The organism is Cobetia crustatorum (assembly GCF_000591415.1).
GTDB classification, from domain to species: Bacteria; Pseudomonadota; Gammaproteobacteria; order Pseudomonadales; family Halomonadaceae; genus Cobetia; species Cobetia crustatorum.
In genome coordinates this window covers 20,321-45,657 of the sequence record NZ_JEMF01000003.1, presented here as the reverse complement: position 1 = coordinate 45,657, position 25,337 = coordinate 20,321, and the positions used below count along the sequence as shown (strand labels likewise).

The 25,337-nt window shown below is 57.2% G+C and carries 24 protein-coding genes and 1 pseudogene; 9 read left to right on the top strand and 16 right to left on the bottom strand.

The genetic code is table 11. The features are described 5' to 3' along the window. Nucleotides 1-26: 26 nt before the first annotated feature. Nucleotides 27-431 (bottom strand): NINE protein, encoded by a 405-nt coding sequence (locus tag BF12_RS0100430; RefSeq protein WP_088742509.1) that lies wholly within the window; start codon nucleotides 429-431, stop codon nucleotides 27-29. A gap of 172 nt (nucleotides 432-603) precedes the next feature. Further along, nucleotides 604-1,443, bottom strand: coding sequence for an isopenicillin N synthase family dioxygenase (locus tag BF12_RS0100425; protein ID WP_024950535.1), 840 nt, complete (start codon nucleotides 1,441-1,443; stop codon nucleotides 604-606). Nucleotides 1,444-1,691: 248 nt separating this feature from the next. Here BF12_RS0100425 and BF12_RS0100420 point away from each other — a divergent pair, with 248 nt between their 5' ends. After that, entirely contained in the window at nucleotides 1,692-1,895 is a 204-nt protein-coding gene (locus tag BF12_RS0100420; protein WP_024950534.1) for a cold-shock protein, read from the top strand. A 243-nt stretch (nucleotides 1,896-2,138) separates the two neighbouring features. On the opposite strand, the gene BF12_RS0100415 is transcribed toward BF12_RS0100420, so the two are convergent. From BF12_RS0100415 to BF12_RS0100390, 6 genes are all read right to left on the bottom strand, one after another. After that, nucleotides 2,139-2,705 (bottom strand): hypothetical protein, encoded by a 567-nt coding sequence (locus BF12_RS0100415; protein ID WP_024950533.1) that lies wholly within the window; start codon nucleotides 2,703-2,705, stop codon nucleotides 2,139-2,141. 193 nt (nucleotides 2,706-2,898) lie between these two features. Beyond that, nucleotides 2,899-3,357 (bottom strand): nucleoside deaminase, encoded by a 459-nt coding sequence (locus BF12_RS0100410; RefSeq protein ID WP_024950532.1) that lies wholly within the window; start codon nucleotides 3,355-3,357, stop codon nucleotides 2,899-2,901. A 121-nt stretch (nucleotides 3,358-3,478) separates the two neighbouring features. Further along, nucleotides 3,479-4,504, bottom strand: coding sequence for an SPFH domain-containing protein (locus tag BF12_RS0100405; RefSeq protein ID WP_024950531.1), 1,026 nt, complete (start codon nucleotides 4,502-4,504; stop codon nucleotides 3,479-3,481). A 71-nt stretch (nucleotides 4,505-4,575) separates the two neighbouring features. Next, nucleotides 4,576-5,022: an NfeD family protein gene (locus BF12_RS20955; protein ID WP_024950530.1), complete on the bottom strand. Its 447-nt coding sequence runs from the start codon at nucleotides 5,020-5,022 to the stop codon at nucleotides 4,576-4,578. A 149-nt stretch (nucleotides 5,023-5,171) separates the two neighbouring features. Further along, nucleotides 5,172-6,089 (bottom strand): lipid kinase YegS, encoded by a 918-nt coding sequence (gene yegS, locus BF12_RS0100395; protein WP_024950529.1) that lies wholly within the window; start codon nucleotides 6,087-6,089, stop codon nucleotides 5,172-5,174. A 118-nt stretch (nucleotides 6,090-6,207) separates the two neighbouring features. After that, nucleotides 6,208-7,422 carry a multidrug effflux MFS transporter gene (locus tag BF12_RS0100390; RefSeq protein ID WP_248623579.1) on the bottom strand — a complete coding sequence of 405 codons (1,215 nt, stop codon included), beginning with the start codon at nucleotides 7,420-7,422 and terminating at the stop codon, nucleotides 6,208-6,210. Nucleotides 7,423-7,576: 154 nt separating this feature from the next. Between BF12_RS0100390 and BF12_RS0100385 the strand changes: the two genes are divergently transcribed. Both BF12_RS0100385 and BF12_RS0100380 read left to right on the top strand, forming a co-directional pair. Further along, nucleotides 7,577-8,596, top strand: coding sequence for a LysR family transcriptional regulator (locus BF12_RS0100385; RefSeq protein WP_084487884.1), 1,020 nt, complete (start codon nucleotides 7,577-7,579; stop codon nucleotides 8,594-8,596). Nucleotides 8,597-8,642: 46 nt separating this feature from the next. Next, a complete protein-coding gene (locus BF12_RS0100380; RefSeq protein ID WP_024950526.1) occupies nucleotides 8,643-9,038 on the top strand; it encodes a glutaredoxin family protein in 396 nt (131 codons plus the stop codon). 98 nt (nucleotides 9,039-9,136) lie between these two features. Here the strand turns inward: BF12_RS0100380 and BF12_RS18000 are convergent, their stop codons facing one another. The 3 genes from BF12_RS18000 to BF12_RS0100360 form a co-directional block, all read right to left on the bottom strand. Beyond that, nucleotides 9,137-10,447, bottom strand: a complete 1,311-nt coding sequence (locus BF12_RS18000; protein WP_345917321.1) for a COX15/CtaA family protein — start codon at nucleotides 10,445-10,447, stop codon at nucleotides 9,137-9,139. A 76-nt stretch (nucleotides 10,448-10,523) separates the two neighbouring features. Then, complete coding sequence (locus BF12_RS0100365) at nucleotides 10,524-11,138, bottom strand: redox-active disulfide-containing membrane protein (protein ID WP_024950523.1); 615 nt, start codon at nucleotides 11,136-11,138, stop codon at nucleotides 10,524-10,526. Between the two features lie 110 nt (nucleotides 11,139-11,248). After that, nucleotides 11,249-12,139 (bottom strand): SURF1 family protein, encoded by an 891-nt coding sequence (locus BF12_RS0100360; protein ID WP_084487882.1) that lies wholly within the window; start codon nucleotides 12,137-12,139, stop codon nucleotides 11,249-11,251. Here BF12_RS0100360 and BF12_RS0100355 point away from each other — a divergent pair. Beyond that, complete coding sequence (locus BF12_RS0100355) at nucleotides 12,138-12,329, top strand: DUF2909 domain-containing protein (RefSeq protein WP_024950521.1); 192 nt, start codon at nucleotides 12,138-12,140, stop codon at nucleotides 12,327-12,329. The two genes, BF12_RS0100360 and BF12_RS0100355, sit on opposite strands and share 2 nt — an antisense overlap. A gap of 30 nt (nucleotides 12,330-12,359) precedes the next feature. Here the strand turns inward: BF12_RS0100355 and BF12_RS0100350 are convergent, their stop codons facing one another. The 5 genes from BF12_RS0100350 to BF12_RS23275 form a co-directional block, all read right to left on the bottom strand. Beyond that, nucleotides 12,360-13,220 carry a cytochrome c oxidase subunit 3 gene (locus BF12_RS0100350; RefSeq protein ID WP_024950520.1) on the bottom strand — a complete coding sequence of 287 codons (861 nt, stop codon included), beginning with the start codon at nucleotides 13,218-13,220 and terminating at the stop codon, nucleotides 12,360-12,362. 69 nt (nucleotides 13,221-13,289) lie between these two features. Continuing rightward, nucleotides 13,290-13,874, bottom strand: coding sequence for a cytochrome c oxidase assembly protein (locus BF12_RS0100345; protein WP_024950519.1), 585 nt, complete (start codon nucleotides 13,872-13,874; stop codon nucleotides 13,290-13,292). A gap of 57 nt (nucleotides 13,875-13,931) precedes the next feature. Beyond that, the gene (ctaD, locus tag BF12_RS0100340) at nucleotides 13,932-15,593 is read right to left on the bottom strand and encodes a cytochrome c oxidase subunit I (RefSeq protein ID WP_024950518.1); all 1,662 of its coding nucleotides are present in this window, start codon (nucleotides 15,591-15,593) and stop codon (nucleotides 13,932-13,934) included. A 116-nt stretch (nucleotides 15,594-15,709) separates the two neighbouring features. Beyond that, nucleotides 15,710-16,699, bottom strand: a complete 990-nt coding sequence (coxB, locus tag BF12_RS17995) for a cytochrome c oxidase subunit II (RefSeq protein WP_345917320.1) — start codon at nucleotides 16,697-16,699, stop codon at nucleotides 15,710-15,712. Then, nucleotides 16,696-16,893, bottom strand: a complete 198-nt coding sequence (locus BF12_RS23275) for a hypothetical protein (RefSeq protein WP_345917319.1) — start codon at nucleotides 16,891-16,893, stop codon at nucleotides 16,696-16,698. The genes coxB and BF12_RS23275 overlap by 4 nt, the downstream gene beginning before the upstream one ends. Before the next feature lie 338 nt (nucleotides 16,894-17,231). Here BF12_RS23275 and BF12_RS0100330 point away from each other — a divergent pair, with 338 nt between their 5' ends. From BF12_RS0100330 to BF12_RS23505, 5 genes and pseudogenes are all read left to right on the top strand, one after another. Continuing rightward, nucleotides 17,232-18,980, top strand: a complete 1,749-nt coding sequence (locus tag BF12_RS0100330) for a carbon starvation CstA family protein (protein WP_024950517.1) — start codon at nucleotides 17,232-17,234, stop codon at nucleotides 18,978-18,980. A gap of 19 nt (nucleotides 18,981-18,999) precedes the next feature. Next, nucleotides 19,000-19,281, top strand: a complete 282-nt coding sequence (locus BF12_RS0100325) for a cory-CC-star protein (protein ID WP_084487892.1) — start codon at nucleotides 19,000-19,002, stop codon at nucleotides 19,279-19,281. Beyond that, a complete protein-coding gene (locus tag BF12_RS17990; RefSeq protein WP_024950515.1) occupies nucleotides 19,272-20,447 on the top strand; it encodes an ArsA family ATPase in 1,176 nt (391 codons plus the stop codon). Before BF12_RS0100325 ends, BF12_RS17990 begins: the two co-directional genes overlap by 10 nt. Nucleotides 20,448-20,791: 344 nt before the next feature. Further along, nucleotides 20,792-22,078: an efflux RND transporter periplasmic adaptor subunit gene (locus BF12_RS0100315; RefSeq protein ID WP_024950514.1), complete on the top strand. Its 1,287-nt coding sequence runs from the start codon at nucleotides 20,792-20,794 to the stop codon at nucleotides 22,076-22,078. A gap of 105 nt (nucleotides 22,079-22,183) precedes the next feature. After that, nucleotides 22,184-25,314 (top strand): annotated as a pseudogene (locus BF12_RS23505) (efflux RND transporter permease subunit). Nucleotides 25,315-25,337 lie beyond the last annotated feature (23 nt).

The window sequence follows — 25,337 nt, the reverse complement described above, 5'->3', positions numbered from 1 at the left end:
CGTATTTAACGCTCATTGATAGACGTTTACTGCACGTTACGCTGTGATACCTGATCATTCAGTGTCCAGAAGTCATACAGCACACCGATAAGGAATAACCCACCAGTACATAGATAGACCAGCCCTGTCAGCCATTTACCCATGTACATGCGATGAATGCCGAAGACCCCAAGGAAGGTCAACAGAATCCAGCTGAGTGAATAATTGATGGGCCCTTCCTGGAAACGAAAATCCGCTTCACGATCCATAGCGGGGATCAGAAATAGGTCGATCAGCCAGCCGATACCCAGCAATCCGAAAGTAAACAACCAAATCGTGCCGGTGACAGGTTTACCGTAGTAAAAGCGATGCGCGCCGAGGAAACCGAAGATCCATAGCAGGTAGCCCATCGTCTTGGAGTGCGTGTCCTGATTCATGGGGGAATCTGTCATGAGTAACGCCTTAGCCGCTCAGCGGCACATGGTAATAATCGAATATTATCAAATGCGGTCTTGGGTCCCGTGAATCAAGGCTTCGGGGTATTGATAACGACACCAGACACGATAACGCCACCCACGCAGCCGCGGGGATGGCGTTGAGAACGACAAGACTTGGCTCAAGACATTATATGACGCCCAATTCACGCAGGCGTTCTTTGAGGTAGGAGTCTGCCGTGTGCTTCTCGGACAACACGACTTCCGGACGCGGGTGCAGGAAAAGCGGTAGCGATAGACGCGACTGGCTAGAGCCCTCCCCCGTGGGGTTGATGACACGGTGAGTCGTCGACGGGAAGTAACCATCACTGGCTTCCTGCAGCATGTCACCCACATTGATGACTAACTGACCCGGATCGCAAGGCACGTCCATCCACTCGCCATTGACATCCATTACCTGCAAACCAGGCTCATTGGCAGCTGGCAGTACGGTCAGTAGATTGATGTCTTCATGCGCGGCAGCACGTACTGCACCCGGCTCTTCGCTGCCGGTCATCGGTGGGTAGTGCAGCACGCGTAGCAGTGTCTGCCCGCTGTCCTTGATCATGTTGGACAGTGGTTCACGGTAAAGCGCAGCGACGTCTGCCGGCGAGTGAGCTTCTACCCAGCTCAAGAGTTCTGCAGCGAACGCTTCTGCCTGACGATAATATTCCATGGCATTGGCACGCAGGCTGTCCGGAATCTTTCCCCACGGGTAGATGTGATAATACTCCTTCAAATCACGTGCCGTGTGACCCTTGGCCGTCTCGGAGACATTCGCCGGGAACAAGCCGTCCTGCGTTTTTGGATCGAAGCGCCATTCAAGCTTGTCTGCACTGGCGAAGAATTCAGCCCATTCGGCGTAGATCTTCTCAACCAGTTCATGGGAAATCGGGTGATTCCTGATCACACCGAAGCCCGTCGTACGCAGGGATTCGACGAATTTTTCGGCGGCATCTGCCGAGCGGTAATCTACGTTCTGGACCTTCATGGCATTTCCATCTATGTTGGCTCTGTGTGAGCATCCTACTTGAGCAGGAAGAAGTCGCCAATACGACAACTGACTAATCGGTCAAGATGCGAACATATGCAGTTTTGGCTGCATGCGTAGGTCAAGCAGGAAAGGATGTCGTCGCAGGACGTAACACGTCTCTCTGGTGGAATTCCCCCTAGCCGCACCAACGCACTCCGGTCTGATGGGCAGACCACCAATATCATCACGTAAGCAAGGAAAGAATCATGGCAACTGGCACAGTCAAGTGGTTTAACGACACTAAAGGTTTCGGCTTCATTTCTCCTGACGACGGCGGCGACGACCTGTTCGCGCATTTCTCTGAAATTCAGTCAGAAGGCTTCAAGTCTCTGCAAGACGGCCAGAAGGTTACCTTCGACGTCACTCAGGGCAAGAAAGGCCTTCAGGCCGCAAACATCAAGGTAGCCTGATCTCCTGATCAGCCTATCCAGGCCGCCTTCAACGGCTGTCTGATGATGGCAAGTAGCATGCAATAGAAAAGCCCGCCGAAAGGCGGGCTTTTTGTGTCTGCAAGGCAGATGCAGGCAAAGCACCTGAAATATTGATCAACGCCAGATGCACAAACGCCAAAGCAGTTAGCCTCGGCGTTTGTATACTTCAAGAAGACATCAGATGGATGCCTTCATCACACCCGTGTCCTGCTGGACACAACTTTACTGGGCGCTATCAACAGATTCGTTGGCTTTCATCTGGGCTTCATCGACCTTGTCATTCGCGGCAGAAGCGGCGGAGTCGCCTGTCTGCTCAGCAGAATCGGTCATTTCAGCAGCCTTTTCCTTGGTGGAAGTATAGGCATCTTTAGCGGCATCGGCAGTTGCGTCAGCAGCGTCGTTCACGCCTTTCTTGGCAGATTCGTAGGTATCAGACGCAGCATTCTTGGTGGATTCGACAGCGCTTTCGCTCTTGGCGCTAGCGTCATCGCCCATCTTGTCAGCAGAAGTGGCAGCGTCGTCAGACATGCTGTCCGCCTTGTCAGAAGCATCGTCGGCCATGTTATCGACCTTGTCAGATGCGTCATCCATGGATTCAGAAGCTTTATCAGCGGCTTGATCCATTTCTTTGCCAGCAGCGTCAGTTGCCTTCTCAGCACTCTGCTGAGCTTGCTCTGCGGAGCTTTCTGCTTTCTGAGCGGACTTGTCAGCATCGCCGTTATCGCAGCCTGCGATGGCCAGAGACAGGCCAGCGGCCAGAGCGGGAATCATCCATTGCTTGAGTTTCATCGTCTTCTCCATGATAGGTGGGGAGTCGCCAACCCCTATTTCCTGCAAGAGGCATTGCAACAAAGGTCGAGTATTCATGCAAGCGAAAGCGTGATCAAACGCTTGGATGACAAAAACATGGTGCTCGATTGGCAGCTTTTCAAGTAATACGGCAAATTAACAGCATGAAAATGTTATCGAACACCATTTCTGATCACTCTCCGATATCTTCGTTCCATACTTCTGGCTGCTCACGAATAAAAGTCTCCATCAGCTCACGACATCGCGGGCTATCCATGACCTCGACATTGACCCCTAAACTGCGCAGATGCTCTTCCGCGCCCATGAAGGTGTGATTCTCACCGACCACGACATGCGGAATACCATATAACTGGATCGCGCCACTGCACATCGGGCACGGGGATAGCGTGGTATAGAGTACAGATTCACGATAGACACGGGCGGGCAGACGGCCAGCATTCTCCAGCGCATCCATCTCGCCATGCAGTACCGCACTGCCTTTCTGTTGACGCTGGTTGTGGCCACGCCCAATGATCTTGCCATCATGAACCAGCACAGAGCCGATCGGCACACCACCTGCCGCATGGCCCTTCTCGGCCTCTTCAATGGCTGCCTGCAGGAAGCGGGCATGATCAGCGTTCGGTTCAGTCATCGTCTTGCTCCGGTAAAGATTGAGAAAATACGGCGAGGAGATTTCGTGCTACCTCCCTGCAATTCGCATCATCAGATCAGATATGTCGTACCAAGAAATAATGCGAGGTACAACACGCGACTCAGCCGAGACCGGCTTCGCCCGTCATCATCTGACGAGCGCGTCGCAGACCTTCATTGCTGGCATTGGTGGGCTCGCCAACTTCACTGGCAAGCTCACGGAAGCTGCCCATCGCACCCAGTAGGGCTGACGCCTCGTAAGGGATGAAAACGCGATCGCCTTCACGCGCCATGTCCGGCAGCATCTGCAGATACTTCTGGCCCAGCATATAACCGATCACCAGCTGTGGGTCATCTGCACCAATGGCATCACGCAGCTGATAGATCGCCTGACGCTCACCTTCAGCACGCAGGACGGACGCTTGCTTGTCACCTTCTGCACGTAATATTGATGAGCGCTTTTCCCCTTCCGCTGTCGCAATCGCAGCCTCACGCTGGCCATTGGCTTCGGTGACGGTGGCACGGCGCTTACGCTCTGCGGCCATCTGCAAACGCATGGCGTCCTCCACCTCTGACGGCATGCTGATGTCCTGGATCTCGACTCGCGTGACCTTGACGCCCCACTTGTCGCCGACCTCATCCATCGTTACCTGCAAAGCGTCGTTGACCTCCTTGCGGCTCTCAAACAATTTGTCCAGCTCCATGCGGCCAATTTCGGAACGCAGACTGGTCTTGGCCAACACCTCGATGGCCTGGGTGAAGTTCTCGACTTCATAGACGGCGCGTTTGGGGTCAACGATCTGGAAATAGAGTGCGCCATTGACAGTGACGGTGACGTTATCCGTGGTCACCACACTCTGGCCCGGGAAATCCATGACGGTTTCACGGCGATCAATACGCGTCTCTTCGACGACGAGTGGCAGGTTGTCACCCTTGACCTGGCGATAGCGACGAATGGTGATGGAGCGTGGCTTGTCGATGAAGGGCACCACCAGATTGATGCCGGATTCCAGCGTACGGTTATAGCTGCCGAGGCGCTCGATCACGACGGCCTCCGACTGCTGCACTATCATCAACCCCTTGGCCAACAGGATGATGACCAGTGCAACGATGATAAGAATTATGACAAGTCCCGGACTGATGATCATGGTGCTTCACTCCCTTGAATGGGCCGCTACCGCGACCTTCATTGGTATCGATCACGTGAAAGGACGTCGTCTCAGGCCGTAGGCACGATACGCTCGACCCGCACCGTAATCCCTTCAATCCCTATGATTCTGACCGTCTCGCCGATCGTCGGCGCTACCTCTCCTTCCCAGCGTAGCGGAAATTCATTGCCCGATAGACGCACGGCAGGCTTGCCTGACACACCAGAGATGACCTGCGCCAGCTGTCCCGCTTCTGCCCCACTACCCAACGTGCCGTAACGCTTGTTGGGCAAGAGCCTAGGGTGAATCTTGCGTACGAACACTGGCACAAGCACCAGTGCCGTCGCGGCAGCACTGAGGAGCTGCAGATTGAGATCGGCACCCAATGCTGCCGCTACTGCGCCGCCGAGTGCACTGACACCCAGTGCCAACAAGATGAATTGGGCACCAAGTAATTCAAGTCCCGCCAGTATCAATGCGAGGATGACCCAGACATGCCAGCCGGCCAGATATTCCATGCAATGGCCTCCCTGAAATAATCAGAAACAAGATGTCGAGAGTAGGCAACAATATGCTGCCATAAACAGCACGAGCGCAGTCGAGTAAACCTCAGACTGCGCTCGTGTACCAGTGGTACGGCCTATGGAAGGCGGGGCTGCACGCTCGATCAGCGCGTCACTGCATTGCCTAACAGTGCTGTATTGTCCGGCGCGACCAGGCGAAGCGCGTTGGGGACGAGGCGAAATTCGCTATCCTCGATCAGGTAGCTCTCACCATCCAGATTCACCGGTAAAGGCTCGCCGCGATAGTGCAGTGAGTCTGTGCGTACATAGCGAACGAAGTCGCCGTTATCCGGCAGAGTTTCCAGCTCTTCGACGACTTCACCGACGCGCGCAATAGGAAAGTCACGAATCACCAGCACATCAAAGTAGCCATCATTCAGCAGTGCGCGCGGTGCCAACTCCTGCCCGCCACCAGCCTGTCGCCCATTGCCTATTGCCAACACGAACAGCGCCGCCTCCTCTTCACTACCTTGTAACGTGAGACGTCCGCGATAAGGCCGGAAGTCCCACGCCTTAAGCACTCCCATCAGGGAATAGGCACCGCCACCGAACAGCTTCTTGAGCCCACCAGGCGTAGAACGGGTCACTTCAGCACCAAAGCCGGCGGATGCCACGTTGATGAAATAGGCATCATCGACGCTCACGATATCTATCTCATGCGCCGAGCCCTCGCAGGCAAGCGCCAATGCCTCGGGTATCGTCAGAGGAACGCTGAGCGACGTGGCGAGATCATTGGCCGTTCCCAGCGGCAATATCGCAAACTCGGGGCGCTGTGCCACAGGATGCTGCATCAATGCATTGGTGACCAGGTTGAGCGTGCCATCTCCCCCGCCGATGACAAGCCGAGTGACCTGCTCGGCAACGGCCTCTTTCACCAGTCGAGCCACGTCCTCCCCTTCGAAGGTCAGACGAACCTCCAGCCCCGCCATGCGCTCACGCTGAGCGAAGATGGCCTCGCGCAGCTCCGGCTGCTGGGCCTTCTCGCCATTAAGTATCACCCGCACACGTGCCGCTGATTCCATGATGTCTCCTTGGCGACATGCAGATCGAGCCAACAGCATACGCTTGTCATGCCAGTTCAATGAACCATCTCGTCATGCTTTATTACTCGATCTGTATCAACTCGATATCAGACCTGACTCACGTACGCGGCACGCCCGGCTGATGACGAGCACCCAGCAACAAGAGCGGCAGAACCATTACCACACTGATCAGGAATAGTCCTTCCTGAGGCGCCAGTGGCGTACTCAAAAGCACGGTGGTCACGATGGCCGAGCCACCCAGCTGGATGCTGCCCAATAACGCAGCCGCCGTACCGGCACGCTCGCCAAAGGCTTCAAGTGCCAGGCTGGAGGCTGCACCAAGGGCAAGTGAGAAGCCGACCGACAGCACACCCACCGGCACCATGAAGGCGGCCGCCGAAAGCGGTAGCCAAGCCAGTGCAGCGCCCTGCATCAGTCCAGATAGCAGAATGATTGCCAGCCCCAGGCGCACCGTCGGCTGACGGCCAAGACGGCTGATAACGCGGGGGGCAAAGAAGAAGGTAATGATATTGATGACGGCATTACCGCCAAACAGTGCGCTGAACTCAAGTTCACTGTGGCCAAGTTGCTCGACCAGCAGCTCAGATGAAGAAGATACGTACAACAGAATGGCGCTCATGGCCGCCATCGCAACCAACGCCTGATACACAAAGCGCCAGCTGGTCAACACTGGACGGTAACGTGCCCAATTATAGAGCGGCCGCACCACGACAGTACTCTGCGGACGGGTTTCCGCGAACAAGCGCCATGCAGCCAGCCCGACACACAGCGCGAAGCCACCCATGAACAAGAAATTGGAGCGCCAGCCGAACTGCACCGCCAGCAGCCCACCGATCACCGGTGCAAGCGCAGGAATGATGCACAAGGCACCATTCAGATAGCTGTACATCTTGGCGCCTTGCTCCGGGGTATAGCAGTCGCGTACCGCCGCGAAGGCGACGGTGACGGTGGCACAGGCACCCAGCCCCTGAAGAATGCGGCCGAAATAGAGCATGCTGATGTCCTGTGCCAACGCACCGACCAGCGCCCCCACCAGATAGACGGTTGCGCCGCCCAGCAGTGCCGGACGCCTTCCATAGAGATCGGTCAACGGCCCCACGAGAATCTGACCAACGCCGACGGCACCTAAAAATAGCGTCACCGTCATCTGCATCACATCACTCGGCTGCGCGAACTCGCGTGCCATCGCTGGCAAGGAAGGCAAATAAATATCGATCGCCAAGGGCGAGAACATTACACAGCCGACCAACAATAGAAGTAGCTGGCGAGCACCAGGCATGGGCCGCGAAGCCGCGGCAGAGGACACAGACATGAGCAATCTCGTGGGTCAGGAATCGGAGCGTAAGCGTCAGGGGAGAGACTGGGAGTGATGGCAAAGCACCAGTCACAAGGCGAAGAGATTAGCGCCTGCGACTTATGCAGCAAAATGATAATATTTCAGGCAAGATATTCCACTGGCGAAAATCATGTCCCCAACGCACTCTCCCATCACAGGCCGACAGCCTCTCAAGCCTACAATGCCGATGGGCACACGTATCGACCTCAATCTATTGCAGGTACTGCAGATACTGTTGGAAGAATGCAGCGTGACACGCGCGGCAAGCCGACTGCATCTCTCACAATCCGCCGTCAGCAAGAGTCTGTCTCGCTTGCGCGCGATGTTTGATGATCCCCTCTTCATTCGTGAGCGCCACGGACTCCGCCCTACTCCACGTGCACAAGCACTGCGTGGCGAGCTGGCCGAGCTACTGTCACGACTGGAATCTCTGAGTGCGCCGCCCACCTTTGCACCCGCCACCAGCCAACGACGCTTTCAGATGGCAGTGCTGGAAAGTGCCTGGTCCACTCTAATGCCCTCTTGTACGCACGCGCTGACCAGCGCACTACCTCACGGCAGCTTTGAAATCAGTCGCTGGCAAGCCGACTGCCTGAGTTTGATGGAAAAGGGGCAATTGGATATTGGCTTGGCGGGTCATGATCACTCCGCCGACACGCCTGGCGAGCCGCCCACCCTGCCGGAAGGTTTCCACTCTCAGATTCTATGGCGCGATGACCATGTGATGCTGGTTCGGCGTGGCCATCCCGTGTTGAACCGCACAACGCCGCTGACGCTTGACGAGTTTGCCGCACTCGATCATGTGCAGGCGACCTGTGAGGGTCGCTCCCGCTGGTCGCTCGATGAACGCCTCGAGTACCATGGCACGCCACGTCGCATCAGTGTGCTGGTGCCCGATTTTCGTGATGCCCTCAGCATTGTGGCCCACAGTGAACTGGTATTCTGCGCCCCCCGTAGCTTTGCCAACGCCAGCAGCGTGCTGCACGGACTAGCCATCTGCGAACTACCCGTTCGCCTGCCAGCCCTCAGCTATCGGCTCATCTGGCACGCCAGTCATGAGCAGGATCCGGGGCATCGCTGGCTGCGCCAATCGCTGATAACACACATCCGCAACACACATGGGGCAGACGCCGCCGTCGCTGATCACTAGAATGGCCGCACGTCTTTTACGTCCGTATGCCCGCGAGGATTTACCGATGCGCTCCATCATCCGCCTGTTCTTCCGCACTCTACGTCTGGTGCTGGCCCCTTTTATGCTGATCAGCGAGAAAATGACGCGGGGCAGCGCTCTTGAACGTAGCCCTGCCGAGCAGGCCAAGGTTGATGCAGAAACGGCCAACCTGGCACTGTATCAATTCTCGACCTGCCCATTCTGCATCAAGGTTCGCAAGCGTATTCATCAGCTGAGCTTGAATATCGAACAACGTGACACCCAGCACAATGCAACACATCGTCAGGCGCTCGAACAGGGCGGCGGTCGCGTCAAGGTGCCGTGCCTGTTGATCACGCACGACGATGGCCGTGAGGAGTGGATGTACGAATCCGACACCATCAATGCCTATCTCCAGCAGCACTTTGGCAGCTCAGTCTGAGCTGACTTTTAAGCCTCAAGCTAACAAAAAACAGCACAGCGCCGCTTATGGGAGCGGCGCTGTGCTGTTTTTCGTCTGAGTCATTATCTCTCTGACGGTTATCGTGCTACATCGGACGGTGCCTCTATCCAGGACTTTCGAGACTCATACACCCCCAATACCACCGCACCGGTCAGTGCCACGGCGCCCATTGTGTGCGCCAATGCCAGATCCAGTGGCAGCCACCACAGTACATTGGCAATACCTAGTCCTGCCTGTAACCCCCAGCACACAAGCGCCCAGCGCCACGGATTGTGTGGTCGCGCTGGAGAGTGCCGCAAAGCACCATTGAGATACTCAGCTTCTCTACGCGCTGACACTTGCCACTCTCGTCGTCCATAGCGACGCTGACGCCAATAAAGCCCCATCAGTACGCCCCCCAGCAGCAAGGCACCACCGCGATGCGCCATGTGAATCGCAGTGCGCGCCTCACCATGCAGTTGGCCATGTAAATAACTGGGGCCAACATCCTGTGTCAGGTGAAAACCTTCCCCCCAATCCATGGTCGGCCATAGGCTGTCATTGCAGCTGGGGAAGCCCGTGCAGGCGAGGCCTGCATAGTTGCTGGAGGTCCAACCGCCCAGTGCCAGCTGCACGATTAGCGCCACCACCGCTGCTGCCACCAACCAGGGCTGATGCAGACGAGTGCGTGGCAGCGCCAGCTCGGCTGAGGCGGTAGACACCAGGTCGTGTAATCGCCGTCGCAAGACCAACCACAATACGCCCAGTAGACTCATGACCGCCAAACCGCCGAGCAAATGAAGTGTCACGACCTGCGGCCACAGCTTGAGCGTCACCGTAAAAGCACCGAAGGCGCCCTGCAGCATCAGCATACCTAGCAATGCCAAGCTGAGAGTGACCGGAAAGCGTGCTCGGGAGTTGTAGTTCACTTCGTTCGAAAATTGCGATGATATCGACACAAGACGCTTCACGCGCCATCCGATGACAACCAGCGCCATTGCCGCCAACCCCAGCAAACTTGCCGCATAGCGGTGAATCATCTCAGCCCAGGCTTTATAGCGCTCAAGAGGATGATGTGGGCTATGCAGATTGGCCGTCTGCGCATCCGGCACCACCAATGCCCCATAACAGCCTGGCCAATCAGGGCAGCCTAGACCGGCGTCCACCAGCCGCGTCCATGCGCCTAGCGCAATGACACAGACAACCAACACCAGCATGACGCTAGTCAACATCAGACTTGCACGCCACGTGCGATACAACTGCCGCTGGACAGATTGCGTATCAAAATGGAGTGAGGGAGACACTGACAAGCGGGAGCGCTTATCGTCCAGGATGAAAGGCGGAGGAGGCACTAACGCTGTACCACGCTGTCCGGAGCGTGCGGAGGAGAGAGAAGAGAGAGAGGGCATGGCACATCTCCTTACTCACAAGACAATGTCTTCAACAGTAGGACATAACCAGTATGGCGCGATCAGCATGACTCAATCAGCGCGGCGCCGCTGGATTACGCTTGAGCAGACGACGCACATCCGTCAGTACTGCCTTGGGCGTTACGTCTGCTCCATACGCCAACACCACTCGCCCCTGCGGATCGATCAAACGCAGGCTCTCTGGCAACGTCGCATCACTCTCGGGTGTCGCGGCAGAATGAAGATCAGCCACTGGCCACTCTCCTAGCGCCCGTTGCTCACCCGGCACTTGGGCATGCTGGAACTCCTGGGCAGCAACGACCAATCGACCGAGTCGCGGCGCCTCCTTGCCTAACGCGCGATGCAATCGCCACCAACGCTCCGCCTGGACCTCAGCCTGCCGAGAATCTTCTGACTCCGGCCAGCTCAGCCAAAAACGCTCTTCATCAGCACCGCGCGCTATCTGTGGTGGCATACCGGTCTCTACAAGCGACGCATCTTGCTCTTCGCCGATATAACGCAGCGACCACTCAGGCAGCGGCGCGACCGCTGGCAGCAACGCACCATTGGCCACTCGTCCATCAGGAATGCCGACTTGTGCGTTGAGCATTGCCCACGCAAGGGGCAGAGGTGCAAATAATAGCCCTAGCAGAGCGACTAGCTTGAGACGCTGGCGCATCACATATGTCATTCACACACCTCCTTCGTGTTAAATGCCACTACTACCATGTTAAACACCACTACTACGCTCAAGCATGACGGGGTATTCAAGGCATGACCGAACATTTATGACCAAGCCTCTCAGACATGATGCTGGTGCAGTGATGATGAACGTTGGCGGCGTGCACCCAGCACCATGACGACAGCCGCTCCCAGACTCAGCCCCAACCACTGCAGGGCATAAGCGTAGTGACGTTCCGGCGTCATGTTGCCGGGCTGCCACCACGGCGCAAACTGCCCAATGCCACTGACCTGATGCAGCACGCCGGCATAGGCCGGTGGACCCAATGCTTGCCACGCGCTCAGGTCTATCTGCTGCAGGCGCTGCCCTTCTCGATTAGGGCCAAATAACGGTCCGCCACTAGTGCCACGACTATCTAGCCACTGCCAACGTCCCCGGATCGCACCTGGCTCCAGCGGCGTGACAACATCCGGATCGACGCGCGGTGCTGGCGTGGGAACGAATCCACGCTCAACCAGCCACCAACGGCCATCCTCTGCTTTGAAAGGCGTTAGCACAGCGACACCGTGGCGCTGGTCAAGCGTGCGGTTATCCAGTAACAGGCTGTGCTGAGGTAACCATTCCCCCCGCAATTCGATCAGGCTGGCACTGGCTGGCGGTGCATCAGGCATTACCAGCTCAGGAGCGCTGGCAGCATCTTCAAGATGCTGGGCGCGTGCCTGACCGCGATTGATCTGCCAGGTACATAGACACAGGCCCAGTACGATCAGCGCACTCCAGAATAGCCACCAGCCACGCCCGACGCGTCGCTCACCAATGGTGGCTGACGCTAACGCATTGCCAGTCGCTGACGATTCTTGAACAGACAATGTATGAGCAGACGACAGGGACGACTTGCGCTCAGGCTCTACGTGGTCTCGACTAAGCGGTAGCGTGTTACGTTCTTTATAGCCCTCTGAAAAGTGCCCTGCCGCCACCTGAGACTCATCCCCAGGCAAAGGAGTTGTCATGTTGCTCAAGTCGCTTATTGCACTGGTCTTCATCGGTATGCTGGCCAGCCTTGTCGCCGGTGCTGGTTTTCTACTTCGTGATGGCAGCCGCAGTCGACGTCTGCTGACTTCTCTCAAGTGGCGAGTGGGTCTCGCTGTCTGTCTGGTAATCCTGCTAGTCATGGGCTTCTCCACCGGAATGCTTGATTAGCACTGGCGATACACGACGTCAGAACACGCATCAAAACACATAGACGAACAAGAACAGGCCAATCCACACGGCGTCGACAAAGTGCCAGTACCAGGCCGCCGCCTCGAAGGCAAAGTGGTGCTCGGTGGAAAAGTGGCCGCGGATCACGCGCACCAGCATGACGGCGAGAATCAATGTGCCAATCGTGACGTGCAGGCCATGAAACCCCGTCAGCAGGAAGAAAGTACCGCCATAGACGCCGGCCTGAAGCGTCAAACCAAGGTGATGCCACGCTTCGTAGTACTCGATGCCCTGCAGCGTCAGGAAGCACACGCCCAGCCCGACCGTACCCGCTAGCCAGTTACGCGCTGTGCGCCGATAGCCCATTTTCAATCCTTCGTGCGCCACCGTCAGGGTGATGCTGGAGCTGACCAGCAGCAATGTATTGGCCAGTGGTAACTGCCAGGGCGACAACACCTCTTTCGGCCCCGAGATAGACGCATCCGGTGGATTCATCAGCGGCCAACTGGCCGTGAAATCTGGCCATAGCAGTGCGGTAACACCCTTGGCACCTTCGCCGTCCAACCACGGCAGTGCGAAGGTACGCACATAAAACAATGCACCGAAGAAGGCAGCAAAGAACATCAGCTCCGAGAAAATGAACCAGCCCATCCCCCATCGGAAGGAGCGGTCCATCTGGTCATCATAAAGACCACTCATCGATTCATGAATGACATCACGAAACCAACCGGCCATCACCAGCATGACCGCCAACAGTCCAATACCCGATAGCCATGCTGCACTGCCATGCACCATCCAGATACCAGTGCCGACCATCATGCTGCCGACCGCCAGCACCCCAAGGATGGGCCAAGCACTATGCGCCGGTACGTAATAGCTGCCACTGCTCATGCATCACCTCCTACGTGCATTATCCTGCCGCACCGCCATGACGCGAAGACCGACCAGCGCCTCTAAGCGTTACACATCATCGTCGTTATCACTTGCTGCCAAAGCCACCGGGTAGAGGGTATATGCCAGTGTCAGATCACGAATGTCTTCGGGGAGGTCAGAGTCGACCTGAAATACCAGTGGCAGCTCACGTCGCTCGCCAGCAGCTAGCGTTTGTTCCTGAAAGCAGAAGCATGTGATCTTCCTCAGATGTAGCGAACCCTCTGACGGGCTGACACTGGGAACTGCTCGACCGCGCACCGCTCTGTCCGCGTGATTGATGAAGACGAAGCGCGCGCTGTACTGCCCGCCAGGATGAATGCGAAAACTCTCATCAAGCGCTTCAAGCGTCCACGGCAAACCCTGCCCTTGCTGAACGATGAAGCGCACTGATATCCAGCGACTCTCATCAATTTCCATGGCGACGGCAGCCTTCGCCTGACTGGCCGCCTTGCCATTCAGCCCCGTTAGATTGCAGAAAACGTCGTAGAGCGGCACCAGCGCGAAGGCAAAACCCAGCATGCCCGCGAGCGCCAGTAGCGTGCGCCGCACAGTGCGCATGACCCCTGCCTGCTGATCAACTCTTCTGGCACTGGCATGCTCATCCGATGTCATGCGCCCCTCCTTCTCTGGCCCACGAGTTCCTGTTTGCTCTTGCCTACCACCTATCATTCAAGGCCTGACAATCTGTCCATCACGAGTTTGCGGCGGTACCTCGAAGGTATGTAATGGCGCCGGGCTTGGCACACTCCACTCCAGGTCCACCGCACCCTCCCAGGCGCACGCAGGAGCCCTGACGCCACCCCGTGCACACTTGATGATCACGACCAGAAACAACAGCTGTGAGAATCCGAACAGGAAGGCACCGAGGCTGGAGAGCATGTTGAAATCAGCGAACTGCAGGGCGTAGTCCGGAATACGGCGCGGCATGCCGGCCAGCCCCGAGAAGTGCATCGGGAAGAAGGTCAGGTTCACGCCCACCACCGACAACCAGAAATGCCACTTCGACAGCCCCTCATGGGGGTAAAAACCGGTCCACTTCGGCAGCCAGTAATAGACGCCTGCCAGAATCGCGAACAACGCACCCGGCACCAGTACATAGTGGAAGTGTGCGACCACGAAGTAGGTATCGTGATACTGGAAATCAGCTGGCGCGATAGCCAGCATCAGTCCCGAGAAGCCACCAATGGTGAACTGGACGATAAAGGCGATGGCAAACAGCATCGGCGGTTCGAAGCTGATGGAGCCGCGAAACATGGTGGCGATCCAGTTGAAGACCTTCACGCCCGTCGGCACGGCGATCAGCATTGTCGTGTACATGAAGAACAACTCCGCCACCAGCGGCAGGCCAACGGCAAACATGTGATGTGCCCAGACCAGAAACGACATGATCGCAATCGATCCCGTGGCGTAGACCATCGAGGCGTAGCCGAATAGCCGCTTACGCGAGAAAGTCGGCACGATGGCGGACACGATCCCGAACGCCGGCAGAATCATGATGTAAACCTCAGGGTGGCCGAAGAACCAGAACAGATGTTGGAACAACACTGGATCACCGCCACCGGCGGCATTGAAGTAGCTGGTGCCGAAATTGATATCGAACAGCATCATGGTGATGGCACCCGCCAATACCGGCATGACGGCAATCAACAGGAAAGCGGTGATCAGCCAGGTCCACACGAACAGCGGCATATCCATCATGCGCATGCCCGGCGCACGCAGATTGAGTATGGTCGCGATGATGTTGATCGCGCCAAGAATCGAACTGATACCGGCAATATGCAGCGAGAAGATGAAGAAGCTGGTGGAAGGTGGTGCATAGGTAGTGGAGAGCGGGGCGTAGAACGTCCAACCAAAGTTAGGACCGCCGCCTTCCATCAATAGCGTGGACAGCAGCAGCAGGAAGGCGACCGGCAGCAGCCAGAAGCTGAAGTTGTTGAGGCGAGGCAGCGCCATGTCCGGCGCACCGATCTGGAGTGGAATCATCCAGTTTGCCAACCCCGTGAAGGCCGGCATGATGGCGCCGAATACCATGATCAGGCCGTGCATGGTGGTCATCTGATTGAAGAACTCGGGCTGCACCATCTGCAGACCCGGCTGGAACAATTCCGTACGAATCACCAACGCCATGATGCCGCCGATGAACAGCATCGTCAGTGAGAAGATCAGATAAAGCGTGCCGATATCCTTATGATTGGTGGTCAGTAACCAGCGCATCATGCCGCGCGGAGCGGCGCCATGACCTGCATGCTGGCTGGCAGAGGAGTATTCGCCGCCTGACGTACCGCCTTCGCTGGCCTGGAGCACTGCCTTGTGTGACTTGTCACTGGCCATGATGCCTCTCCTGAGTGAGCATCCCTTGCCGGAACCGGTACCGGAGCCGGATGCGAATATCCTGATGTCTATCTGATTCCCTCAACCTCGAACGCCACCTCTTAGATAGCGATGCGTCATTGCGACAGCTGCTCTTTGATCACCGCAGGCTGCACCAGCTCGCCCGTGTCATTGCCCCAGGCATTGCGTTCGTAGGTAATCACCGCTGCCAGTTCCACCGGACTGAGCACATCGGCAAAGGCCGCCATCGGTGTACCTGCCTTGCCGTTTATCACGATGTCGATATGCGCCTGCATATCACCGGTAACGATGGCGCTACCCACCAGTGACGGGAAGGCCGGGGGCATCCCCTGGCCATTCGGTTGGTGGCAGGCAGCACAGATGGTGGCGTAGGTCTTCTCGCCCTTCTCCATCAATTCTTCAAGACCCCAATCGCGACCAGCATCGCTCAGCGAAGCCTCTGCCTCTGCCTTGCGAGCGACCAGCCACTCATCGAACTCGGCTTCCGGCAACGCCTGTACCACGACTGGCATGAAACCGTGGTCCTTGCCGCATAGCTCAGCGCACTGGCCACGATAGGTCCCGGGAGTGTCGATGCGCGTCCATGCTTCATTGATGAAGCCTGGAATGGCATCTTTCTTGACGCCAAAGTCCGGCACCCACCAGGAATGGATGACATCGGCTGAGGTGGTCAGAAAGCGCACCTTGCGATTGATGGGCAGCACCAGTGGATTATCCACTTCCAACAAATAGTGTTCCCCCTTCTCGGAGGTGTTGTTGATCTGCTCACGCGGGGTCGCGAGGCTTGAAGTGAAGGCAACATTCTCGCCCAGGTATTCGTACTGCCAACGCCATTGATGACCCGTGACCTTGATATCGAGTGCCGATTCGGAGGCGTCGTACATGTCCTTGAGAGTGGCGGTCGCCGGCACGGCCATCACGAATAGAATGACGAGCGGAATGATTGTCCACAGGATTTCAATGCGCGTGTTCTCGTGGAAAGTGGCCGGAATAGCACCACGCGATTTGCGGTGACGAATCATGGAGTAACCCATGATGCCGAACACCACGACACCGATGATCACGCAGATCCAGAAGATGGTCATGTGCAGCGAGTGAATATCACGCTGACCGCCGTGACTCCGACCGGCATGTTGTATTCAATCGCCAGCGCTGGAGTCGCGACACCACCCGCGAGGAACAGCATTCCTCGCGGCAGGAACAGAGACAGGGACAGAAGGCGCCGATATCCGCGCACAGACCCAGTGAGGCGAGAAAGTCTTTCCGCGATCCATAACATCGGCCCCTCCTTGTCATTGTTATCGAGAGTGAATCCACGACGCCCTCGCACCACGACTTCCTCCGAGTATAGAAGAGCCCTGCGGAACGCAAGGTCGCGTAGATCAACCCACTGTGTCTCCTTGGTCGCAAGGCAAAGATGAGCAATAACGGCTACGCGCCGCATGACAGCGCCTATCGTCAGGGATCTGTCTGCTAGCGCACATCCAATCAAGGGGGGTATTGAGGCTCGAGGACATACCAGATGGGACGACCAATGGCCAAGTTATGTGCATACATTCGGATGTTATCTTCGCAAGGCTCTTTTCCTTCCCCACATCATGCCCTTCGGAGCTTTCCATGAACGCCATCTGGCTTGCCTTGTTCGGCTGCCTCGCCTTCGCCTTCGGCTACCGCTTCTACTCACGCTTTCTGGCCGAGCGTATCTTCCGTCTGGACCCTGATTTCGTGACACCGGCGCATGCATTGCGCGATGACACAGATTATCTGCCGACGAATCGCTGGGTACTGTGGGGACATCATTTCACGTCGGTAGCGGGCGCTGCACCGATCGTCGGGCCTGCGATTGCGGTCTATTGGGGCTGGCTACCGGCCGTACTGTGGGTAGTACTAGGCAGTCTATTTGCGGCGGGTGTGCACGACTTTGGCACTTTGACGCTATCTGCGCGTCATCGCGGACAGTCTATCGGCACTCTGGCTGACAAGCTGATTGGCAAGCGGGCCAAGTTACTGTTTCTTTTCATCATTCTTATTCTAGTACTGATGCTTAACGCGGTATTCGCGTGGGTGATCGCCAATCTATTCATCAACTTCCCTGCCAGTGTGCTGTCGGTAGTGATCCAGATCCCGTTAGCGGTATGGATCGGTCATCGTGTTTATCGACGCGGTGGCAAGATGTTGATCCCCTCGATTCTGGCGCTGATCGTGATGTATGCCACCGCTCTGCTGGCGGGACAGTTCGAATTCTTGCAGATTGATTTGGCAGGCACCTTTACAGCCATGGCCGGCGGTGAAAACGGCACGCTACTGTTTGGTCTCTCCCCCATCTCCAGCGCCTTCCTGGTCTGGATCATCGCATTGATGGTGTATGTCTATGTGGCCTCGGTACTGCCCGTCTGGAAGTTGCTCCAGCCGCGCGACACCATCAATTCCCATCAATTAGTGGTGGGGCTAGTACTGCTGTATCTGGGCCTGGCCGTGGGGGGGCCGCACCTGACAGCACCGGCTTACAACGCCGATGCCGAGATGTCCTTCTATCCGTTGCTATTCATCACCATAGCTTGTGGTGCAATCTCCGGTTTCCACGGGCTGGTCGCTTCCGGCACTACCTCCAAGCAACTAGCGTATGAGCCAGATGCCCGCATGATTGGCTACTCCGGGGCGCTGGGTGAAGGCATGCTAGCGCTGATTTCCATCATCGCCGTGGCGACGCTATTCGGCAGTCAGGCCGATTTCAGTGCCACCTATTCAAGCTTCGCAGCGGCGGGCGCCAATGGTCTCTCAAGCTTTGTGCAAGGGGCGGGTCAGCTGATCTCGCATCTTGGCCTGCCCGCCAGTGTCGGTAGCACGCTGGTCGCCGTCATCGTGGTCAGCTTTGCGGCCACCACACTGGACTCTGCCGTACGCCTGATGCGCTACATCATTGCGGAGCTGGGCAGCGAATACGGTATGCCGGCGCTCAGCCACAAGCACGTCGCCACCAGCATTGCGGTGGTCGCCAGCGCGGCATTGGTCATTCTCCCGCAAGGTCCGAAAGGCTTTGGCTCCGGTGGCTATCTGCTGTGGCCGCTGTTCGGCACCAGCAATCAGCTGCTGGCCGGCATTTCGCTGATGCTGATTTCAGTCTGGCTCAAGCGCCAGGGGCGTCCTGTCATCTACACATTGGCGCCGATGGTCTTCCTGATGATCATGACGCTGTGGGCAATGGTGCAGCAGGTCGTGCTGGACTGGTCTGGCATGGGCAACAATGACCCGCAATGGCTGTTGTTCACCTTTGGCAGTCTGATCATGGTTTTCGCACTGTGGATTCTGCTCGAGGCAACACGCAGCTTGAAAGCACCGATGCCGGTCACTGCACATGAAGGCTGACGGCGGGCAGAGACTGGCATTGCCACACTCCGCCCTACGCGCACTGATAACGCGTGCAGGACAGTTACGTGAAGGCTGGGAGGCCATGCTGCGCGTCAACCAGCAGCGTGACCTCGCCCAGCTGGCACGTGAGGAGGAAGATATCTTCATGATGCTGAGCTTCGCCGAGATGATGGGAATACCGAACCCGGCACCTGCCGTGTCATTGGAGATGCTGCCACTAATGCTGGAGCGCATGCATGACTGGCATCTCCGCCAAGGGCTTGAGCACTCGCCGCTGGAGGGCATCAAGTGCTGCTGAGGGGGTGGTGGAAGGGCCGGCGAGCCAGCAAGACGCAGACAGCCTCTGTCGCGATGGCATCAACGTCAGGCGATACCTCACGAAAGGAGGTTCATGAGCCGCCGCCTGAAGTGTGGTTCTTTGGCGGCAAGGGCGGTGTCGGCAAGACCAGCTGCGCCGCCGCTCAGGCATTGGCACTCGCTGAGGCCGGTGAAGCGACGCTGTTGGTCTCCACTGACCCCGCACACAATCTGGGTGATCTGTTCGGGCCATTGGACGGCCATCCACGCACCATCGCTCCCCAGCTTGAGGTGATGGAGCTGGACCCCGAACAGGAATGTGAGCGTTATCTAGCAGCCGTGCGTCAGCGAATCGCCCCACTCGTCAGCGGCGAGCGCAGCGCGACCGTGATGCGTCAGCTGGCATTGGCGCGTCATGCACCCGGCACCAGTGAGGCGGCGCTCTTTGATGCGCTGGTGGAGATCATCCTGACACCGCCTGCGCCGCTGGCCACAGACAGTCGACAATATCGACATATCATCTTCGATACCGCCCCCAGCGGGCACACCATTCGCCTGTTGAGCCTGCCGGAGGTGCTTGGAGGATGGCTGGAGGGCATGCTCGGGCAGCGCAAGCGCGCTGTCGCCGAACGCAGCCTGTGGCTAGATAGTCAGGATGCCGCTACGACTTCATCCACGAAGGGCCCCTCAGCAGCAGATGACCCTATCAGTGAAGCGCTGGAGCAACGGAGAGCCCGTTACGCAGCATTGCGTACTCGGCTGACAGAGGGCCAGTACGCACGAGTAATATTGGTCAGCACACCCGAGAAGTTGCCTTGCCTCGAAACAACGCGTACGCGTGAAGCATTGGAAGCACATGGCATGACCGTCGGTGGTTTGATCATCAATCAGTGCCTGCCTGATGATGCGCTTGAGGGCCGTCAAGACTGGATCGCGCGTTGGCATGAGCAGCAGCAACACTGGACTGCCGAGCTATACAAGGCCTTCCATGACCGCCCTTGCCTTCGCTTGCTTCGCCAGCCGCAGTTACCGGAAGATCGTGCAAGTCTCACCCCTTTGATCACGGCGCTGACGGGCTTTGCCCCTTGGCAACCTCGTGATACCTGCCAAGCCTCCCCTCGCTGTCATCTTCATGACAGCGACACCTGCCATACTTCCCCCACCTGACCCTTTGAGTGGCCACGCGACAGCATCGCTATCGTGGCCACCGGCATTGTCTGTGAGATGAGCCTGGACGAGCAGTGCTGATGATCTGGCGCTGACGACCCGAAACGGCAATCAGTGCTGACAATCCGGCGGCCATATTCGATAGACTGTCACGATAGGCGGGCCCGCACCTCTGTTCGTTCACTCGAGCATGTCCACGCGGGCCCGCCAGGTTGCACAAACAATGCATACAGTCATCACATCATTCCGATAGAATAGCCGGCTAAATATATTCGTTAGCCTCCCGCTGCCCCATGAAGCAACGGTTTGCTGCTCAGCTTTCTGACCACTGCAAGGACTCCCCAATGGCCCCGACTTCCCCAGGTCACCCCCGTCGCTCGGCGAGACAGACCAGAACCACCAGCATCGGCCGCTTCCCAGCAGGCCTGTTGTTGCTCGGCGCTCTACTGGCCGGTTGTAGCGACGACAAGGAAGCTGCAGGCCAGAGTCCTGCAGGAGCCAGCCAGGCACCTCAAGTCGAAGTAGTCACAGTCACCGCTAGTGACGTGCCGCTTACCACTGAGCTTCCCGGCCGTACGCGTGCCTATCAGATCGCTGAAGTGCGCCCGCAGGTCGGCGGCATCATCGAGTCGCGTGATTTCAAGGAAGGCAGTGACGTCGAGGAAGGTCAGGCGCTGTATCACATTGATGCCCGCACCTATCGTGCGGATGTTGCAAGTGCCAAGGCCAGTCTCGCCCGCGCTGAAGCAAGCCTGCACACTTCCAACCTGCAGGCCAAGCGCTTCAAACAGTTGGTCGCTCGCAAGATGGTCAGCCAGCAGAACTACGATGATGCCGTCGCCACTGTCGGTGAAGGTCGTGCTGACGTCGCTTCAGCCAAGGCCTCTCTGACCAGCGCACAGATCAATCTGGATTACAGTGTGGTGACGTCGCCAATCAGTGGACGTATAGGTAAATCAAGCGTCACCAAAGGCGCGCTGGTCACGGCCAGTCAGGATACGAGCTTGGCTACTGTACAGCAGCTGGACCCTATCTATATCGACGTGACCCAGTCCGCTAGCGAGGTGTTGCGTCTTAAGCGTGAGCTGGCCGAAAATCGTGATGCTTCCGCGGCGCCGGAGCAAGCACCAGTAGAGCTGGTAATGGAAGATGGCAGTGTCTACGCCGCCAAAGGCAAGCTTCAGTTTGCCGATGTTAGCGTCGATGAAGGTACCGGAATGGTGACCCTGCGCGCCCTGTTCCCCAACGAAGACGAGCTGTTACTGCCTGGCATGTTCGTACGCGCACGTCTGACAGAAGCAGTAGCGAAAGATGCCATCCTAGTCCCGCAGAAAGCCGTGAGCCGTGATAATCAGGGCAATGCCAACGTGATGGTAGTCAATGCTGAAAGCAAGGTGGAAGCCAAGCAAGTGGTGATCGGTCAAGCCATCGACAATCAGTGGCTGGTGACCAGTGGCCTCAATAGCGGCGACAAGGTCATCGTCAGTGGGCTTCAGAAGATCAAGCCGGGAGCTGCCGTTCAGATCGCCAACAGCGAAGAGTCTGTCGAGCAAAATACATCCGCTCAGCCGTCAGCGACTGAAGATGACTCCTCGGAGAATGATCAAGCCAAGGCTGGCAATAACCAGTAAGCCTGACGCCCCTTTCCGCACCACTGCCACCAGGCCAGTGGAGGTACAAGCCTCTACTCACACTGGTAGCACGTCCCGAACGACGTTCCAGGAGCATTAAACGTCATGGCCAGATACTTTATCGATCGCCCTATTTTCGCCTGGGTGCTCGCCATCATCGTGATGCTGGGGGGTATCTTCAGCATCCTCAAGCTACCCATTGAACAATATCCCTCGCTGGCACCTACCAGCATTACCATTCAAGCAACTTATTCCGGTGCCTCTGCCCAGACAGTAGAAGATACGGTGACCCAGGTCATTGAGCAGCAGATGAACGGCATCGACAATCTGCTGTACATGAGCTCTTCTTCAGACTCTGAGGGCAATGCCAGCATCGAGCTGAGCTTTGACACCGGCACGGACCCTGATATCGCTCAGGTTCAGGTACAGAACAAGCTGCAATTGGCGACACCGCGGCTGCCTCAGACGGTTCAGCAGCAAGGAGTATCCGTCACCAAATCTTCTGGTAGTTTCTTGATGGTCGCTGCCTTCGTCTCTGACGACGGCAGCATGACAAAACAGCAGCTGACTGACTATGTGGCCTCGGACATTCAGGATGAAGTGGCCCGCGTACAGGGTATCGGCGAGACTCAGTTATTCGGTGCGCCGGGTGCCATGCGTGTGTGGTTGGATCCACAGAAGCTCAACAACTTCAAACTGACTACCAGTGACGTCACCAGTGCTATCAGCACCCAGAACAATCAGATCGCCTCTGGTCAGTTGGGCAATCTACCGGCCGAAAAAGGGCAGCAACTCAATGCCACCATCGTTGCCCAGACGCTCTTCGAGACGCCTGAGCAATTCGGCAATATCCTGCTCAAGACCCAAGAAGACGGCTCCCAGGTTTACCTGCGCGATGTAGGCCACGTCGAGAAAGGCGCTGAAACCTACAGCACCGTCAGCCGCTATAACGGCAAGCCGGCTGCCGGCCTGGGCATCAAGCTAGCATCCGGAGCCAATGCGCTGGATACCGTTCAGGCCGCCAAGGACCGTCTTGATGAGCTGTCGGCCTACTTCCCGCAAGGTATGAGCTACAAGGTGCCTTACGACACCTCACCCTTCGTCAAGATTTCCATCGAAGAAGTGGTAATAACGCTGCTGGAAGCCGTGGGCTTGGTTTTCCTTGTCATGCTGCTGTTCCTGCAGAACTTCCGCGCCACGCTTATCCCGACCATCGCGGTACCGGTAGTCTTGCTGGGCACGTTCGGCGTATTGGAAGTCCTCGGTTACTCGATCAACACCCTGACCATGTTTGCCATGGTACTAGCGATCGGACTGCTGGTAGATGACGCCATCGTGGTAGTGGAAAACGTCGAGCGTGTCATGCATGAGGACAAGCTCACCCCGCTGGAAGCGACACGCAAATCGATGGGGCAGATTACCGGCGCCCTGGTCGGTATCGGTCTGGTGCTATCGTCGGTCTTCATTCCGATGGCCTTCTTCCCCGGCACTACTGGCGCGATTTTCCGACAATTCTCGGTCACGATAGTGTCAGCCATGACACTCTCTGTACTGGTCGCTCTGATCCTGACGCCAGCGCTGTGTGCGACGCTGCTCAAGCCCACCAAGGAGAAGACCACCGGCTTCTTTGGCCTGTTCAACCGTACCTTTGACCGCTCCAATGCCAACTATCAGAAAGGCGTGAGTGGCATGCTCAAGCGCACCGGCCGCTCCATGCTGGTCTATGCACTGATCATCGTGGGTTGCGGTGTGCTATTTACTCGCATTCCGACCGGTTTCCTGCCGGACGAAGATCAGGCTACCTGTTCAACCAGGTCATTCTGCCAGTGGGCTCCACCCAAGAGCAGACCCTCGAAACCCTCGCCAAGGTCGAGCATCACTTCCTCGTCGACCAAGGGGATGCCGTCCAGGAAATGTTCGACGTTGCCGGCTTCAGCTTCGCTGGTCGCGGTCAAAACATGGGACTGGCCTTCATCAACCTGAAGCCTTGGGATGAGCGCGAGCGTGACTCTTTCGATGTGGTCGGCAAGGCACAGAACTACTTCAATAGCATCAAGGAAGCGGTAGTCTTCGCCATCAATCCGCCACCGATCATGGAGCTAGGTAATGCCAGTGGCTTCGACATGATGCTGGTCGATCGCGGTGGCATAGGCCATAAATCACTTACCGACACTCGGAATCAGCTGTTGGGCATGGCCGCTCAGAACCCTGCAGTGACTGGCCTGCGCCCCAATGGCCTGGAAGATAGCCCTCAGTTCACGTTGAATATTGATGAACTCAAGGCAACTGCCATGGGCGTCTCGCTATCAGAGGTATACTCGACACTGTCTACTGCGTGGGGGTCAAGCTATGTCAATGACTTCCTCGATAATGGTCGTACCAAGAAGGTTTATGTGCAGGCAGTCGCCAGTGCGCGTATGCAGCCAGAAGACTTGAAGAAGTGGTATGTGCGTAACAGTAGTGGCGAAATGGTACCGCTGAGCGCCTTCATCCACGGCGAGTGGACCTACGGCTCACCACAGCTGGAGCGTTACAACGGCGTTTCCTCGATGGAGCTACTGGGCCAGGCAGCTCCGGGCTACTCTACGGGGCAGGCCATGCAGGCGATGGAAGAGATGGTCAATCAACTCGATAACGGTGTCGCACTGGAATGGACCGGGATTTCGCTGCAGGAATCCCAGAGCGGCGGTATGGCACCCTATCTTTACGCCATCTCCTTGGTGTTCGTCTTCCTGTGTCTCGCCGCCCTTTACGAGAGCTGGAGTATTCCATTCTCCGTGATGCTCGTCGTGCCACTAGGGGTACTGGGTGCACTATTGGCAACCTGGCTGCGCGGACTGGATAACGATGTCTACTTCCAGGTAGGTCTGGTGACGACCATCGGACTCTCGGCCAAGAACGCCATCTTGATCGTCGAATTCGCCAAGGACCTTGAGGTGCAGGGACGCTCGCTGATCGATGCCACCATGGAAGCGGTGCGCATGCGTTTGCGTCCTATCCTGATGACCTCACTAGCCTTCACCCTAGGTGCCGTACCGCTGGCCATTTCCTCAGGCGCCGGTGCCGCCAGCCGTCATGCCATCGGTAACGGCGTGATCGGCGGGATGATCTCGGCCACGGTACTGGCGATCTTCCTGGTGCCGGTCTGCTATGTAGTGGTCCGTCGCCTGTTCGGTGAACCCAAGGACTTGAAGCATGCTCACGAAGCAGCCAACAGTGAGGATGACTTGGTCTAACTAGCGTTCTATGCACCGTTCTC

Excerpts from the sequence above, each read along its gene's own strand:
- BF12_RS0100430 (WP_088742509.1), bottom strand. The coding sequence starts at position 431 with ATGACAGATTCCCCCATGAATCAGGACACGCACTCCAAGACGATGGGC.
- BF12_RS0100425 (WP_024950535.1), bottom strand. The coding sequence starts at position 1,443 with ATGAAGGTCCAGAACGTAGATTACCGCTCGGCAGATGCCGCCGAAAAA.
- BF12_RS0100420 (WP_024950534.1), top strand. The coding sequence starts at position 1,692 with ATGGCAACTGGCACAGTCAAGTGGTTTAACGACACTAAAGGTTTCGGC.
- BF12_RS0100415 (WP_024950533.1), bottom strand. The coding sequence starts at position 2,705 with ATGAAACTCAAGCAATGGATGATTCCCGCTCTGGCCGCTGGCCTGTCT.
- BF12_RS0100410 (WP_024950532.1), bottom strand. The coding sequence starts at position 3,357 with ATGACTGAACCGAACGCTGATCATGCCCGCTTCCTGCAGGCAGCCATT.
- BF12_RS0100405 (WP_024950531.1), bottom strand. The coding sequence starts at position 4,504 with ATGATCATCAGTCCGGGACTTGTCATAATTCTTATCATCGTTGCACTG.
- BF12_RS20955 (WP_024950530.1), bottom strand. The coding sequence starts at position 5,022 with ATGGAATATCTGGCCGGCTGGCATGTCTGGGTCATCCTCGCATTGATA.
- yegS (WP_024950529.1), bottom strand. The coding sequence starts at position 6,089 with ATGGAATCAGCGGCACGTGTGCGGGTGATACTTAATGGCGAGAAGGCC.
- BF12_RS0100390 (WP_248623579.1), bottom strand. The coding sequence starts at position 7,422 with ATGTCTGTGTCCTCTGCCGCGGCTTCGCGGCCCATGCCTGGTGCTCGC.
- BF12_RS0100385 (WP_084487884.1), top strand. The coding sequence starts at position 7,577 with ATGTCCCCAACGCACTCTCCCATCACAGGCCGACAGCCTCTCAAGCCT.
- BF12_RS0100380 (WP_024950526.1), top strand. The coding sequence starts at position 8,643 with ATGCGCTCCATCATCCGCCTGTTCTTCCGCACTCTACGTCTGGTGCTG.
- BF12_RS18000 (WP_345917321.1), bottom strand. The coding sequence starts at position 10,447 with ATGCCCTCTCTCTCTTCTCTCTCCTCCGCACGCTCCGGACAGCGTGGT.
- BF12_RS0100365 (WP_024950523.1), bottom strand. The coding sequence starts at position 11,138 with ATGACATATGTGATGCGCCAGCGTCTCAAGCTAGTCGCTCTGCTAGGG.
- BF12_RS0100355 (WP_024950521.1), top strand. The coding sequence starts at position 12,138 with ATGTTGCTCAAGTCGCTTATTGCACTGGTCTTCATCGGTATGCTGGCC.
- BF12_RS0100360 (WP_084487882.1), bottom strand. The coding sequence starts at position 12,139 with ATGACAACTCCTTTGCCTGGGGATGAGTCTCAGGTGGCGGCAGGGCAC.
- BF12_RS0100350 (WP_024950520.1), bottom strand. The coding sequence starts at position 13,220 with ATGAGCAGTGGCAGCTATTACGTACCGGCGCATAGTGCTTGGCCCATC.
- BF12_RS0100345 (WP_024950519.1), bottom strand. The coding sequence starts at position 13,874 with ATGACATCGGATGAGCATGCCAGTGCCAGAAGAGTTGATCAGCAGGCA.
- ctaD (WP_024950518.1), bottom strand. The coding sequence starts at position 15,593 with ATGGCCAGTGACAAGTCACACAAGGCAGTGCTCCAGGCCAGCGAAGGC.
- coxB (WP_345917320.1), bottom strand. The coding sequence starts at position 16,699 with ATGACCATCTTCTGGATCTGCGTGATCATCGGTGTCGTGGTGTTCGGC.
- BF12_RS23275 (WP_345917319.1), bottom strand. The coding sequence starts at position 16,893 with ATGTTATGGATCGCGGAAAGACTTTCTCGCCTCACTGGGTCTGTGCGC.
- BF12_RS0100330 (WP_024950517.1), top strand. The coding sequence starts at position 17,232 with ATGAACGCCATCTGGCTTGCCTTGTTCGGCTGCCTCGCCTTCGCCTTC.
- BF12_RS0100315 (WP_024950514.1), top strand. The coding sequence starts at position 20,792 with ATGGCCCCGACTTCCCCAGGTCACCCCCGTCGCTCGGCGAGACAGACC.